Annotated in this window: 11 protein-coding genes; 10 read left to right on the top strand and 1 reads right to left on the bottom strand. The window is 66.7% G+C overall.

Annotated features, from left to right (window positions below; genetic code table 11):
• From ACHQ4I_RS17420 to ACHQ4I_RS17400, 5 genes are all read left to right on the top strand, one after another.
• A complete protein-coding gene (locus ACHQ4I_RS17420; protein WP_420772829.1) occupies positions 1 to 1419 on the top strand; it encodes a lipase family protein in 1419 nt (472 codons plus the stop codon).
• 82 nt (positions 1420 to 1501) lie between these two features.
• The gene (locus tag ACHQ4I_RS17415) at positions 1502 to 2566 is read left to right on the top strand and encodes a fused (3R)-hydroxyacyl-ACP dehydratase subunits HadA/HadB (protein ID WP_420773084.1); all 1065 of its coding nucleotides are present in this window, start codon (positions 1502 to 1504) and stop codon (positions 2564 to 2566) included.
• Between the two features lie 92 nt (positions 2567 to 2658).
• Positions 2659 to 3600: a helix-turn-helix domain-containing protein gene (locus ACHQ4I_RS17410; RefSeq protein ID WP_420772828.1), complete on the top strand. Its 942-nt coding sequence runs from the start codon at positions 2659 to 2661 to the stop codon at positions 3598 to 3600.
• A gap of 198 nt (positions 3601 to 3798) precedes the next feature.
• Positions 3799 to 4446 (top strand): TetR/AcrR family transcriptional regulator, encoded by a 648-nt coding sequence (locus ACHQ4I_RS17405; RefSeq protein WP_420772827.1) that lies wholly within the window; start codon positions 3799 to 3801, stop codon positions 4444 to 4446.
• Positions 4443 to 5051 carry an Rv1733c family protein gene (locus ACHQ4I_RS17400; protein ID WP_420772826.1) on the top strand — a complete coding sequence of 203 codons (609 nt, stop codon included), beginning with the start codon at positions 4443 to 4445 and terminating at the stop codon, positions 5049 to 5051. Before ACHQ4I_RS17405 ends, ACHQ4I_RS17400 begins: the two co-directional genes overlap by 4 nt.
• 212 nt (positions 5052 to 5263) lie before the next feature.
• On the opposite strand, the gene ACHQ4I_RS17395 is transcribed toward ACHQ4I_RS17400, so the two are convergent.
• Positions 5264 to 6814, bottom strand: coding sequence for an acyl-CoA carboxylase subunit beta (locus ACHQ4I_RS17395; protein WP_420772825.1), 1551 nt, complete (start codon positions 6812 to 6814; stop codon positions 5264 to 5266).
• Positions 6815 to 7258: 444 nt separating this feature from the next.
• Here ACHQ4I_RS17395 and ACHQ4I_RS17390 point away from each other — a divergent pair, with 444 nt between their 5' ends.
• The 5 genes from ACHQ4I_RS17390 (at position 7259) to ACHQ4I_RS17370 (ending at position 12398) form a co-directional block, all read left to right on the top strand.
• Positions 7259 to 8230, top strand: coding sequence for an RsbRD N-terminal domain-containing protein (locus tag ACHQ4I_RS17390; protein WP_420772824.1), 972 nt, complete (start codon positions 7259 to 7261; stop codon positions 8228 to 8230).
• Positions 8231 to 8278: 48 nt separating this feature from the next.
• Positions 8279 to 9229: an acyl-ACP desaturase gene (locus ACHQ4I_RS17385; protein ID WP_420772823.1), complete on the top strand. Its 951-nt coding sequence runs from the start codon at positions 8279 to 8281 to the stop codon at positions 9227 to 9229.
• Positions 9226 to 10248, top strand: coding sequence for an alpha/beta hydrolase (locus ACHQ4I_RS17380; protein ID WP_420772822.1), 1023 nt, complete (start codon positions 9226 to 9228; stop codon positions 10246 to 10248). The genes ACHQ4I_RS17385 and ACHQ4I_RS17380 overlap by 4 nt, the downstream gene beginning before the upstream one ends.
• 84 nt (positions 10249 to 10332) lie before the next feature.
• Positions 10333 to 11211, top strand: coding sequence for an ABC transporter ATP-binding protein (locus ACHQ4I_RS17375; protein WP_420772821.1), 879 nt, complete (start codon positions 10333 to 10335; stop codon positions 11209 to 11211).
• The gene (locus ACHQ4I_RS17370; RefSeq protein WP_420772820.1) at positions 11208 to 12398 is read left to right on the top strand and encodes an ABC transporter permease; all 1191 of its coding nucleotides are present in this window, start codon (positions 11208 to 11210) and stop codon (positions 12396 to 12398) included. Before ACHQ4I_RS17375 ends, ACHQ4I_RS17370 begins: the two co-directional genes overlap by 4 nt.
• Position 12399: the final 1 nt, after the last annotated feature.

The following is a 12399-nucleotide window of genomic DNA, read 5'->3' as shown; positions in this document are numbered from 1 at the left end:
ATGAGCTGCCTGCGTGTAATTGTGTTCGCGCTGTTATTGGTTTGTTCGGTCGCGACCGGGGAGGCGGCCGCGCAGCCGCCGTCCGCACCGGGACTGCCCGTCATTCCGGGGCTGCCCGCATTGCCGATCCCGTCCGATGCCGGTGAGATCCTGCCCGATCTGCAGCAGTGGATCGATGGCGTCATACCGCCGCCGCCGATCGCCCCCGCACCGCATTCGTCCGGCCCGATGTTGGAGGCGGCCACCGGCTCCCCGGCGTTGGCCGCATTGCGTCAGGCCGCGCTGCCGAGCGCGATCGGCGATCCGATCTTCGACGCGTGGCCCGCGGATCTGGACAGTTTCGCCGAGGGCCAAGTGATCGAGATCCGCGATATCAGCGCGACGGCCGCGCCGCTGGTGCTGGTGCCGATCCAGCAGGCGCTGCTGCTGAAGTACCGCACCTCCGATTCGCGCGGCGCGGCGTCCTATGCCACGGCGACATTGATCATCCCCGCCACTGCCTGGTCCGGTTCCGGTGCCAGACCGGTCGTGGTGAACAACCTGCCGATCGACGGCCTCGGCCGGGACTGCACACCCGGCTACACCCTCGCGCACGGCTGGTCGCGCAATACCAACCTCACCGACTTCCTCCCGCCAACGACACAATTGGCCGCACTGCGCGGATACGCCGTGCTGATTCCGGACCACGAGGGGCCGTGGATGGCCTACGCCGAGCCCTATGTCGCCGGACATGCCGTGCTGGATGCCATTCGGGCGGTGCGCGGGCTGCGCCCGGACGAATTCGGCGACAGCCGATTCGGGATGACCGGATACTCCGGCGGCGCCATCGCCACGCACGGCGCGGTGAAGCTGATCGATAGCTACGCGCCGGAATTGGCCGGATCGATCGTCGGCGCGGCGCTGGGCGGTGTGCCCGCCGACTATGAGATCCTCGCGCGCAGTATGAACGCCAATCTCGCCTCGGGGGTGTTCATGGCCGCGACCTTCGGTGTCGGCCGGGAGCGCCCCGAGATCCTGGCCAGCATGAACAATCTGGCGCAGTGGGCGGCCACCTCACCGCTCAAAGACCTGTGCGGAAACACCTTCGGCGCGGTCGGTGTGCTCATGCTGCCCATGGATATCGCCGCGAACATTCCCGATCCACTGCATTCCGAGGTCGCCGCGCAAATCTATGCGGCGACGCGGATGGCGGGCATGAAGTCCGCGACGCCGCTCTATATCTATAACGGTGAACAGGAATTCTGGATCCTGGCCGAGGGGGCCCGCAACCTGTATCAGGAACAGTGCGGCCTGGGGGTGACGGCGGTGTATCGCAGCGTGCTCGGTGAGCACATCATCGCTGGGGGTCTCGGGTATCCGGAAGCGATGATCTGGCTGGATCAGCGCCTGCGGGGTGTGCCTGCCCCCGATGAATGTTGAGGGAACCGGCAAAATTAAGAATTAGCTGGCTATGCGCTGCCCGCGTTGCACTGGACGCCGGGCGAGCGATTTATAACACATGATGGTGTTGACAGGATCCGAACAAGCCAGCGCATTGGTGGGCCGCCACTTCCGGATGGTCGATCACTATGAGGTCGGCCGGGAGAAGGTTCGCGAATTCGCCCGGGCGGTTCGCGCCTTCCACCCCGCGCACTGGAACGAGGCCGCCGCGTCGGACCTCGGATACGACGCGTTGATCGCGCCGATCACCTTCTCTTCGATCGTCTGGCTGCTGCTCCAGCGCAAGATGTTCGAATCGGTGCTGACCGGCTACGACATCAGCCAGATGCTGCATACCGAGCAGAACATCAAGGTGCACCGGCCGCTGGTCGCCGGTGACCGCCTGCGCTGCGACTCCTGCATGGAATCGTTCCGGCAGTTCGGCGATATGGACTTCATGGTCATCAAGACCGTCCTCACCAACCAGCACCGCGAACTGCTGCAGACCTCGCACGCCACGGTGGTCGCGCAGACCGGCACGCACGTGGAGACCGAGCTGGTGACGGCGGTCGACGGTGTCATCATGAGCGGTCAGGCGATGACCGCGCGGCGCAGTCCGACCCTGGACTCGCGGGCGCAGGCCGTGGAGAGCGGCATGGTCGAATGCTTCGACGAGCAGATGCCCGGATCCGGGGTGGACGAGACCCGGGTTCGGGTGCCGTGCACGATGCCGGAATTCGACGAGCTCACCGTCGGCGCCGAACTGCCCACCCGAGTCATCCCGCTCTCGCGCGGTGATCTGGTGAATTATGCTGGGGTATCGGGTGATTCGAATCCGATTCACTACAGCGACCATGTCGCGGTCACGGCGGGGCTGCCGGATGTGGTATCGCACGGCTTGCTCACCATGGGCCTGGGCGCGAGCTATCTGACGGACTGGCTCGGCGATCCGGCCGCGATCATCGACTACGGCGTCCGATTCTCCGGTTTCGCACCGGTATCGGCCGAGAAACACAGCGAGATCGAGTTCCGCGGCCGGATCAAGGCGCTGGATCCGGTGCGCCGCGCGGCGACGATCGCGCTGACCGCGACCTGCGACGGGCGCAAGCTGTTCGGGCGAGCGATGGCCGAGGTGCAGCTGCGCTGAGCGCCAGATGTACTTACCGATGTGCGAATGTTTTTGGAAATGGGGCATTTTGGTTCTAGAGAGTCATGGCAATTCCATGGCAGACTCGCACCATGCGTGCTTCAGAAGTGCGACATTCATTCTCCGGAACCAACCCGGCCGCCGATGGCGGGCCCACCGTGCTGCGGATGATGCTCGGCAGTCGGATGCGACGGCTACGCGAGGCCTGTGACATCTCGCGCGAGGACGCGGGCGAGGCGATCCGCGGTTCGCATTCCAAGATCAGCCGACTCGAGTTGGGCCGCACCGGTTTCCGGGAGCGCGATCTGGTCGATCTGCTCACACTCTACGGGGTCACCGATCCCGTGGAGCGCGAGGAGTTCAAGGAGCTCGCGCGCCAGGCGAACGCCTCCGGTTGGTGGCATCGCGACAGCGATTGGCTGCCAAAGTGGTTCGACACCTATCTCGGACTCGAACAGGCCGCCAAGCTGATTCGCTGCTATGAGCCGCGTGCGGTGCCGGAGCTATTGCAGACCGCCGACTATGCGCGGGCGCTGCTCGCGCTCGCACATCCGGCCGAATCGACCGACGGAATCGAGCGGCGGGTCGCGCTGCGATTGCGCCGTCAGGAGATCCTGCGCCGTCCGCACCCGCCGCAGTTGTGGCTGATCGTCGAGGAGGCCGCGCTGCGTAGGCCCATCGGCGGCTCGACGGTGTGGCGGGCCCAGCTCGAACAGGTCCTGCGCATCGCGGACGAACCGCATATCACTTTGCAGGTGCTGCCCGATCACGTCGGCGGACCGGCACTGGCCGATGGCGCCTTCACCATGCTGCGCTTCGCCGAAGTCGATCTGCCGGACATCGTCTACCTGCAGCAATTGACCAGCGCACTGTATCTGGACAAGGCCGTCGACCTCGACGCCTATCGTGCGGTGGCGAACCAGCTGTCGGTCCACGCCGCGCCTCCGGAGTACACGCCGGGACTGTTGCGCGCGCTGTGCGAACGACATCCGGCGACCGTCGATCACCCGGCCGCGGCCGCCGATCCGCGCTGAGGCGCGGAAATCGGCAAGCGCGGCCAACTGAACAGCGGCGCCCGGAAGCGCCTTCCGGGGACGCCGCATCGGTCGGCACCGCCGGCCGGGAATCGACGGTCCGGGAGCAGCTCAGCGTCGCCGGGCTGGCTCGTAAGCCGTGATTCGGATCGCACCGAACTAATGTCCCGTTGGGACAATAGCGCGTAGACTGCCGATATGAGTATCGACGACGGAGTCGACCTCGACGGCCGCAGGCTGCGCACCCTCCGCAGTCGCGCGGCGATGTCACGCGCCGCATTCGACCTGCTCAACGAGCGGGGACTGGATTCGGTGGCCGTCGAGGACATCGCGGAGCGGGCCGGGGTGACCCGGCGGACCTTCAGTCGTCATTTCTCCTCCATCGAGGAGGCCGTACTCGGTGAAATCGACCAGGACGTGCACCTGTTCAACGCGGCCCTGTGCCGCCGCCCCACGGGCGAGCCGCCGCTGGTCGCCTACCGCAATGCCCTGCACGACTGGCTGGCCGCGGAATACACCGGTCCGAAGGCGGAGCGGCTGGCTCGCCGCTGGGCGCTGGTCCAGCGCTTCGAGGACGAGCCGACGCTGGCCGCGGGGTATCAGCGCATCCGCCTGGAGGGGCAGCGCGAATCGGTGCGGATCATCGCCGCCAGACTCGATATCGATCCCGCGGTGGATCGCCGTCCGGAGGTGGCCGTCGCGGCCGGGACCGGACTGCTCCTGGCCGCACTGCAGGTCTGGGGCGCGGGCTCGGACAGCGACGGCTTGCCCGATCTCATCGACACATTCTTCGACACCCTTCACGGGCTGACAGCTGAATTCCAGAGCGAGGTGTCATCGTCATGACCGCAGCAGCCGGGCCACCGAGCGTCGTCCGCCGCACCTGCCGTCGCGTCGGACTGGATCGAAATCCGATGCGCCGCCGCGAGGATCGCCTGCAACTAGCGGTCGCCGCGGTACTGACGGTGTTGTTCCTGATCATCGCTCCGCTGCTGTCGATGGCGGTCGGCGGCCGGGTCTACCAGACCGAAGACCGTCTCGCACGGGCGCAGGCGGCGCAGTTGCACCAGGTCGACGCGACGGTAACCGAGGTCGGCAAGGCGCCGCTGTACGCGCCGATCACCCCGGCCCGGGTGCAGTGGAAGGACGAGCAGGGGGTCGCGCACACCAGCGACTACCAGTCCACCGGGGTGGTGAAAGCCGGTGCCACCGTGAAGATCTGGCTCGACGGCGCCGGCAAGGTCACCGAACCGCCATCGAGCACACGGCCATTGAGCAAGGCGTTGCTGGTCAGCACCGGCCTGGTGTTCGCGATCGGGGCCGGCTTGGGCTGCGGCTACGCACTGCTGCGCCGCGGCCTGGATCGTCGCCGGGCCCGGCTCTGGGAGGCGGAATGGGCCACGGTGGAACGGATCTGGGGCAACCACGGGACACGTCCGGATCAGGCCTAGTCGCCGCGCGCGAGTGCGGCGTGCCCATCCAGAGTGGGTAGGGACACACTCGATGGGCACGCCGCGTGCCGGGCCGCCGTGCGGCGAACACGGGCCGGGCACCGATGACGTTAGGGCACAGTGCCATCAGGTCGCTCAGCGAGCGAGCGAAGATCGGATATCGCACGACCGGTGCCCGTTTGCGTTGTGACACAACACAAACGGGCGTCACCCTAGACCGGGAAGAGGCTGTGCTTGCGCGGGTTGTGCTTCCTGACCGCGTCCTTGTCCCGCAGCAGGCTGAGCGCCTTGCGGATCTCCAGACGGGTCTGCGACGGCTCGATGACGGCGTCGATGTAGCCGCGTTCGGCCGCGGTCCACGGGGTCGCCACCGTGGCGTTGTAGAAGTCGATCATCTGCTGACGCACCGTGGCGCGTTGGTCGGCCGGGGTGGCCTCCAGCTGCCTTCGGCCGATGATGCCCACCATGCTCTCCGCGCCCATCACCGCGATCTGCGCCGTCGGCCAGGCCAGGGCGAGGTCGGCGCCCAGCGGCTTGCAGCCCATTACCGCGTAGCCGCCGCCATAGGCCTTGCGCGTCACGATCGAGACGATCGGCACGGTCGCCTCGATCACCGAGCGGAAGAATCGGCCACCGCGCTTGATGACGCCGTTGCGCTCCTCCTCGAGGCCGGGCAGCACACCGGGAGTGTCGACGACGAAGATGATCGGCAGGCCGAAGGCGTCACACAGCCGGATGAAGTACGCCGCCTTATCCGAGCACAGTCCGTCCAGCGCGCCGCCGAGCACCTGCGGCTGATTGGCGACCACGCCGACGCTGCGGCCGTCGACCCTGGCGAAGCCGGTGATCAGATTCTGGGCGGTGCCCGCGCTGATCTCGTGGAAGTCGCCATCGTCGAAGATGCGCAGCAGCACCTCGTGCATGTCGTACCCGGAGCGGGCGGAGTCCGGGATGATCGAGTTCAGTTCCAGGTCGTGGCTCGTGGTCTCCGGCTCCAGGCCCGGATTCACCACCGGAGCCTGCTCGAGGCAGCTCGACGGCAGGTAGCTCAGGTAGGTGCGGACCCAGTCGAAGGCGGCCTGCTCGTCGGCGGCGACATGGTGCACGGTGCCGTTTGCCTGCAGGGCGGCGGCGCCACCCAGATCGTCGGCGCTGACCACCTCGCCCGTCACCCCCTTGATCACCTCCGGGCCGGTGACGAACATGTAGGACTTCTCGGTCGCGACCAGCACATCCATATTGACCGGGCCGTACACCGAACCGGCCGCGCATTTGCCGAGCATGACCGCCACCATCGGCACGAAACCGGACAGGTCCTCCTGGCGGCGGCACATCAGCGCGTACCAGGCCAGTGAGGTCACCGCCTCCTGGATGCGGGCGCCGCCGGAATCGTTGATCGAGACCACCGGGCAGGCGTTCTCCTGCGCGAACTCCATTGCGGCGGCGACCTTTCGGCCGAACATCTCGCCGACCGAACCACCGTGCACGGTCTGATCGTGGGCGATGACGACGACCGGCCGGCCGTCGATATAGCCGCGGCCGGTGACCACGCCGTCGCCGTACATGCCGTCGGTGCTGCCGGGCTGGCGCATCAGCGCGCCCATCTCCACGAAGGAGCCCTTGTCGAGCAGCATCCGGACGCGTTCACGGGCGCTGGGTATGCCCTTGCTCTTGCGCTTCGCGATACCGGTCTCGCCGGCCGGTTCCTCGGCGAGTTCCAGGATGTCCCGGAGTTCCTCCAGCTTTTCTCGCGTACCGCTCATACGGGTTTATGCCATCCTTCGACTCGTCATTATTGCACCGGACGGGTTCACCGAACTGGGGCAAGACGCTCGATGCTATCGGGCGTATGACCCACAGCACAGGTTATCCACCTTAGTCATGGGACAGCTCACAGGTTCGGTGGGTGTGCTCTGGTTTGAGCCACCGCCATCTGGGGTACCGGCGGGCCGCCATGTCGATGCCGTCGGTGGATCGCCGCCGGGCGTTACAGCGCTCGGTCCGTGTCCGCACCCGTGCGTCAACGGACGGGTGCGGTATGGATCCGGCCGCCGTAATCTGATCATCTGAATGACCGGAATATTGCTGCCGAGAATCGGTTCGCTGCTTGTGATTTCGCCCAAGCTTGCCGGTGTCGGGTGATGACTTTCCTAATTCGAGGATCGGATATGCGATTCCGGTTCGAACCTGGCTAGCCTTTCATAGTCATGGCAGGCAAACAGGCTGGTTCGGGTGTCGAGAGCTTGGAAGCGAAACTGGTCGAACATTTGACTTTTCAGGCTCGGCGCGCGCGACGCGAAGATCTCGGTACTATCACGCGCACCTGTTTGGCGGAGGCCGCGCGGGCGCTCGAGCCGCGGGTGGCGCCGGAGACGGCACAGCCCGCGGCGATCACCGGATCGGCCGCGCGGTGGGCCCGCGAGGGGGTTGCGCTGGAAACTGTGCTCGACGCGTATCACGACGGTGTCCGCATCGGTTTGGAATTCCTCACCGAGCAGGCGGCGGGTGCAGGCGCCGATCAGGTGGCGGCCGCGGCCGGACTCATCGTGCGGGTGCTGGAAATGGTGACGACCGCGACGTCGACGGCATATCTGGATGAACACCGCCAGGTCGCGCGGGAGCAGCAGACCGCCGCGCAGACGCTGGTATCGGCGCTGCTCAGCGGGCACGGCGTGGCACGCCTCGCGCGCCGCGCCGGAATCAGCGTCGCCGCGTCATATCAGGTCGCCGCCCTCGCGATTCCCGCACATCCGGACGAGCGAAGACCCGGCATGGGCGCGCCGTCCGCGGCACGCCGCAAGCTGCGCCGCGTGCAGGCGGCGCTGGCGACTCCGCTCGGTTCGCGGGCGTTGTCGCTGCTGTCCGACGAGGGCGGCACGGTCCTGGTCCCGATCGACGAGATATCCGCCATGACACCGCTCGCGCTCACCCCCGAGGTGCTCGACCTGCTCGGTGAGGCCGCCGAGGTTCCGCTGACCGCCGTGGTTACCTCCGGCGATACCGCTCGGATTCCCGAATTGGCCGGGCTGGCCCAGGAACTGCTCGCCCACCTCCAGGCCGAGGGCCGACCGCCGGGGCTCTACCGGCTGGCCGACCGGGCGGGTTGTGACGGCCTCCAGCAGGTTCGTCGACCGGTAGTCACCTCGACCAATGATCGTCGAATCACCCGTTCGGCCTGAACAAACGCCCCTAATCTGCGGTTTCTGTGCTCGAACTGAGGAGAACGTGTGACGACCACGCTGACCGATCTCGATATTCTGCGCGAACTGGAGCCCGTCGCCGAACGCCAGCTCGCGGAGCACCTGCGCAAGGCCAAGGCATGGAACCCGCACGATTATGTGCCGTGGGACGACGGCCGGAATTTCGCGGCCATGGGCGGAATCGATTGGGAGCCGGGACAATCGAGGCTCTCCGAGGTCGCACGCACCGCGATGATAACCAACCTGCTCACCGAGGACAATCTGCCCTCCTATCACCGGGAGATCTCGGAGTCGTTCTCGCTGGACGGAGTCTGGGGCACCTGGGTGGGGCGCTGGACCGCGGAGGAGAATCGTCATGCGATTGTCATGCGCGATTATCTGGTGGTCACCAGGGCAGTCGACCCGGTGACGCTCGAACAGGCCAGAATGGCGCATATGACAACGGGTGTCGCGAAACCCGTGAAAGGACCGCAGTTCCTTCGTTCTGTCGCATATGTGACATTGCAAGAACTGGCGACCAGGATTAGTCACAGAAATACCGGTGTGGCCTGCGATGAGCCCATAGCCGAGCGTATGCTGCAAAGAATTGCCGCCGACGAGAACCTGCACATGATCTTCTACCGCAACCTCAGTGCCGCCGCCCTCGACCTCACACCGAACCAGACCCTGCGCGCGCTCGCCGATATCGTCACCCGGTTCCAGATGCCCGGACTCACCCAGCCCAACTTCCGGCGCAATGCCGTCGTGCTGGCCAAGAACGGCATCTACGACCTGCGTCAGCACCTCGACGGCGTGCTGCGCCCGGTGCTGCGCGCCTGGAATGTGTTCGAGCGCACCGACCTATCCGGCGACGGCGAACGCGCCCGCGACGAGATCGCCGCCCATCTCGACGAGTTGGCGCTCAGGGCAACGCGTTTCGAGGAGCAGCGCGACCGCGCCGCCGCCAGACAGGCAGAGCGAGCCGCCGTCGCACCATGAGTCTTCGAGTACCGATCACCGCGGCGGCGATGGCCCTCATCGCCGTGGTGGCGCCTGCGCCCGCGCTCGCGGATCCCCCCGCCGCGCCGCCGCCGGTGGATCCGGCCATGACGCGGACCGGCACCATCAGTATCGAGACCGTCGGACCGCGCCACGAGCGCTTCGCCATCGCCTCGGCCGCCATGCGCCGGGTCATTACGGTGGATGTGTTGCGCGGCAGCGGTTCCGGCCCGCATCCGCTGCTGTATCTGCTGGATGGCGTTGACGGCGAGCAGGTCTCGGGGTGGCTCAGCAAGGGGCGTGCGGCGGAGTTCTTCGCCGATAAGCCGGTCGACGTGGTGTTGACCAGCGGCGGCACCGGGAGCATGTACAGCGACTGGATGCGTCGCGACGCGACCCTCGGAATCAATCGCTGGGAAACATTCCTCACCTCGGAGCTGCCGCCGATCATCGAGTCCTATCTGCGAACCGATGGGCGACGGGCGATCGCGGGCGTATCGATGGGCGCGCAGGCGGCCATGATGTTGGCCCAGCGGAATCCGGGCCGATATCGCGCGGTCGCGGGGATGAGCGGATGTTATTCCACCGCGGACGAACTCGGCCGGGCGGTCACCACGATCACCGTCGCCTCACGCGGCGGCAATGTCGAAAACCTCTGGGGCCCACCCGGTTCGCCGGAGTGGGGTGCGCATGACAGTGTGCTCGGCGCCGCCGACCTGCGGGGCACGACGATCTACCTCTCCGCGGCTACCGGTCTGCCGACCAATGCCGATCTCGTCGCGGTGTCGAACGCACCGAACCCGGCACAAGCCCTGCAGACGGCAGGCGGGGGATTGGCGCTGGAGGCCGGCGCGCGCTCGTGCACCGAACGCTTCGCCGCGCGGCTCGCCGAGTTGAATATTCCGGCCACCGTCGACTACCCCCCGGCCGGTATGCACACCTGGCCCGATTTCGAGGCCCAACTGCCGCGCGCATGGCGCGCTCTCGCTCCGGCCCTCGGGCTGCCCGAGCCGCACTGATCCGCGCCGGACTCCTGCGCTGGCGGCCTTGCCTCGGCACATCGCCTCGGTAGGGTTGGGGCAAAGCGACGGACGGGACATTCGATGCTGGAAGTCGTGCACCTGGTGCGCCGATTCGGGGACACGGTCGCGGTGAACGACGTGTCTTTTCCGGTGCTCCCCGGGGCGCTTACCGGATTCGTCGGTGCCAACGGCGCGGGCAAGACCACGACCATGCGAATGATCATGGGGGTGCTGGCCACCCATGGCGGCGAGGTGCGGTGGCAGGGGCGGCCGGTGACGGTCGCGGATCGGCGCTCGTTCGGTTATATGCCCGAGGAGCGGGGTCTGTATCCGAAGCAGCCGGTGCTGGATCAGCTCGTCTACCTGGCCCGGCTGCGCGGGCAGTCCGCCAGTGCGGCCAAGCGACGTGCGGCCGAACTGCTGGAGCGGTTCGCGCTGGGGGACCGGGATAAGGACAAATTGGAGTCGCTCTCCCTCGGTAACCAGCAGCGCGTGCAGATCGCCGCGGCGGTCATCGCGGAGCCGGCGGTGCTGATTCTCGACGAGCCGTTCTCCGGACTGGACCCGGTGGCCGTCGATTCGATGGCGGAGCTGCTGCGGGAGTATGCCGGGCAGGGCGTGCCGGTGTTGTTCTCCTCGCATCAGCTCGACCTGGTGGAGCGGTTATGCGATCAGCTGGTGATCCTGGCGGCCGGTCGGGTGGTCGGGCAGGGTGCGGTCGATGAGCTGCGCGGAGCCGGAGGTTCGCGATATCGGCTGGTGTTCAGCGGGGATGTCGGCTGGCTCGGCGGGTTCGCCGGAGTACGGGTGCTCGAGACCAACGGATCGGGTGTGCTGCTGGAGCTGACCGGCGCGACCACCGATGAACTGCTCACCGAGGCGCTGGCACACGGTTCGGTGCGTGAATTGGCCGAGGTGCGGCCGTCGGTGTCGGAGATCTACCGGGAGGTGACGGCATGAGTGCCACCGAATCCGCGCCGCGCGGGGTGTGGCGGATCGTCACCGGGCGTGAGGTCGTCGTGAAGCTGCACGACCGGGGCTTCCTCATCTCGACCGCCATTACGATCGTGGTGATCGTCGCCTCGCTTGCTATCAGTGGGTTCCTGCGCAGTCGCACCGACAAGATCGATGTGGCTATCACCGGCGCTGGCGCCGATCAGATCATCGCGACCGCGAACAGTCTGGCCGAAAGTGCCGATAAGAAGGTCACTTTCACCGCGCGCCCGGAGGCCGATGTGACCGCCGTCGAACAGCAGGTGCGCCACAATGCCGTCGATGTCGGGCTGGTGCCCGCCGCGTCGGGTGGCTGGCGGCTGGTCGGCAAGGCCGGGAAGGACGATAATGCCTCGACCTATGTGACCGCCGCGGTCGCGCAGATCACGATGCAGCGCAACGCTGTTGCGGCGGGAACGTCGATGGAGGCGCTCAGTCGTGGTAGTCCGGTCGCCTACGATCTGCTCGACCCCTCCGCGGTGGATCCCGGCCTGGCGAAGGTCGTCTCCGTCGTCTTCACGTTCCTGTTCTATACGGCATCGTTCCTGTTCGGCATGTCCATCGCCCAGAGCGTCGTCGAGGAGAAACAGAACCGCATCGTCGAAATCCTCGCCAGCGCGATTCCGTTGCGGCAGTTGCTGATCGGCAAGGTGATCGGCAATACGATCACGGCCTTCGGGCAGCTCACACTCTTCATCGGCGCCGGGCTGATCGGTTTGGCATTCACGGACAAGAGTGATCAGGTCAGCGAAGTTGCCGGTGCCGCAGGCTGGTTCATCGTGTTCTTCATCGTCGGTTTCCTCGCACTGGCCAGCCTTTGGGCGGTCGCCGGGTCACTCGCGACACGCAGTGAGGACATCCAATCCACCGCCACACCACTGTCACTGCTCATCTTGCTGGTGTTGTTCGCCGGAATCTTCCTCTCCGGCTCGGCGCGTGTGGTCGCGTCCTACGTTCCGGTGCTCTCCATCGTCGCCATGCCCGGCCGCCTCGCCGAGGGGACGGCCTTCTGGTGGGAGCCGCTGATCGCCCTGGCTCTGATGGCGGCCGCCGCCTACGGCATCGTCGTGATCGCGGAAAAGATCTACCGCCGCTCCCTGATGCAAACCCAAGGGCGGTTGACGATTCGGCAGGCGCTGAAGATGGAGGACTGAG

This window comes from Nocardia nepalensis (assembly GCF_048910785.1).
GTDB lineage: Bacteria > Actinomycetota > Actinomycetes > Mycobacteriales > Mycobacteriaceae > Nocardia > Nocardia nepalensis.
The sequence above is the reverse complement of the archived record's forward strand: the minus strand, read 5'-3'. Positions and strand labels throughout refer to the sequence as shown.

Excerpts from the sequence above, each read along its gene's own strand:
- ACHQ4I_RS17410 (WP_420772828.1), top strand. The coding sequence starts at position 2,659 with ATGCGTGCTTCAGAAGTGCGACATTCATTCTCCGGAACCAACCCGGCC.
- ACHQ4I_RS17395 (WP_420772825.1), bottom strand. The coding sequence starts at position 6,814 with ATGAGCGGTACGCGAGAAAAGCTGGAGGAACTCCGGGACATCCTGGAA.
- ACHQ4I_RS17420 (WP_420772829.1), top strand. The coding sequence starts at position 1 with ATGAGCTGCCTGCGTGTAATTGTGTTCGCGCTGTTATTGGTTTGTTCG.
- ACHQ4I_RS17400 (WP_420772826.1), top strand. The coding sequence starts at position 4,443 with ATGACCGCAGCAGCCGGGCCACCGAGCGTCGTCCGCCGCACCTGCCGT.
- ACHQ4I_RS17405 (WP_420772827.1), top strand. The coding sequence starts at position 3,799 with ATGAGTATCGACGACGGAGTCGACCTCGACGGCCGCAGGCTGCGCACC.
- ACHQ4I_RS17375 (WP_420772821.1), top strand. The coding sequence starts at position 10,333 with ATGCTGGAAGTCGTGCACCTGGTGCGCCGATTCGGGGACACGGTCGCG.
- ACHQ4I_RS17380 (WP_420772822.1), top strand. The coding sequence starts at position 9,226 with ATGAGTCTTCGAGTACCGATCACCGCGGCGGCGATGGCCCTCATCGCC.
- ACHQ4I_RS17415 (WP_420773084.1), top strand. The coding sequence starts at position 1,502 with ATGGTGTTGACAGGATCCGAACAAGCCAGCGCATTGGTGGGCCGCCAC.
- ACHQ4I_RS17370 (WP_420772820.1), top strand. The coding sequence starts at position 11,208 with ATGAGTGCCACCGAATCCGCGCCGCGCGGGGTGTGGCGGATCGTCACC.
- ACHQ4I_RS17390 (WP_420772824.1), top strand. The coding sequence starts at position 7,259 with ATGGCAGGCAAACAGGCTGGTTCGGGTGTCGAGAGCTTGGAAGCGAAA.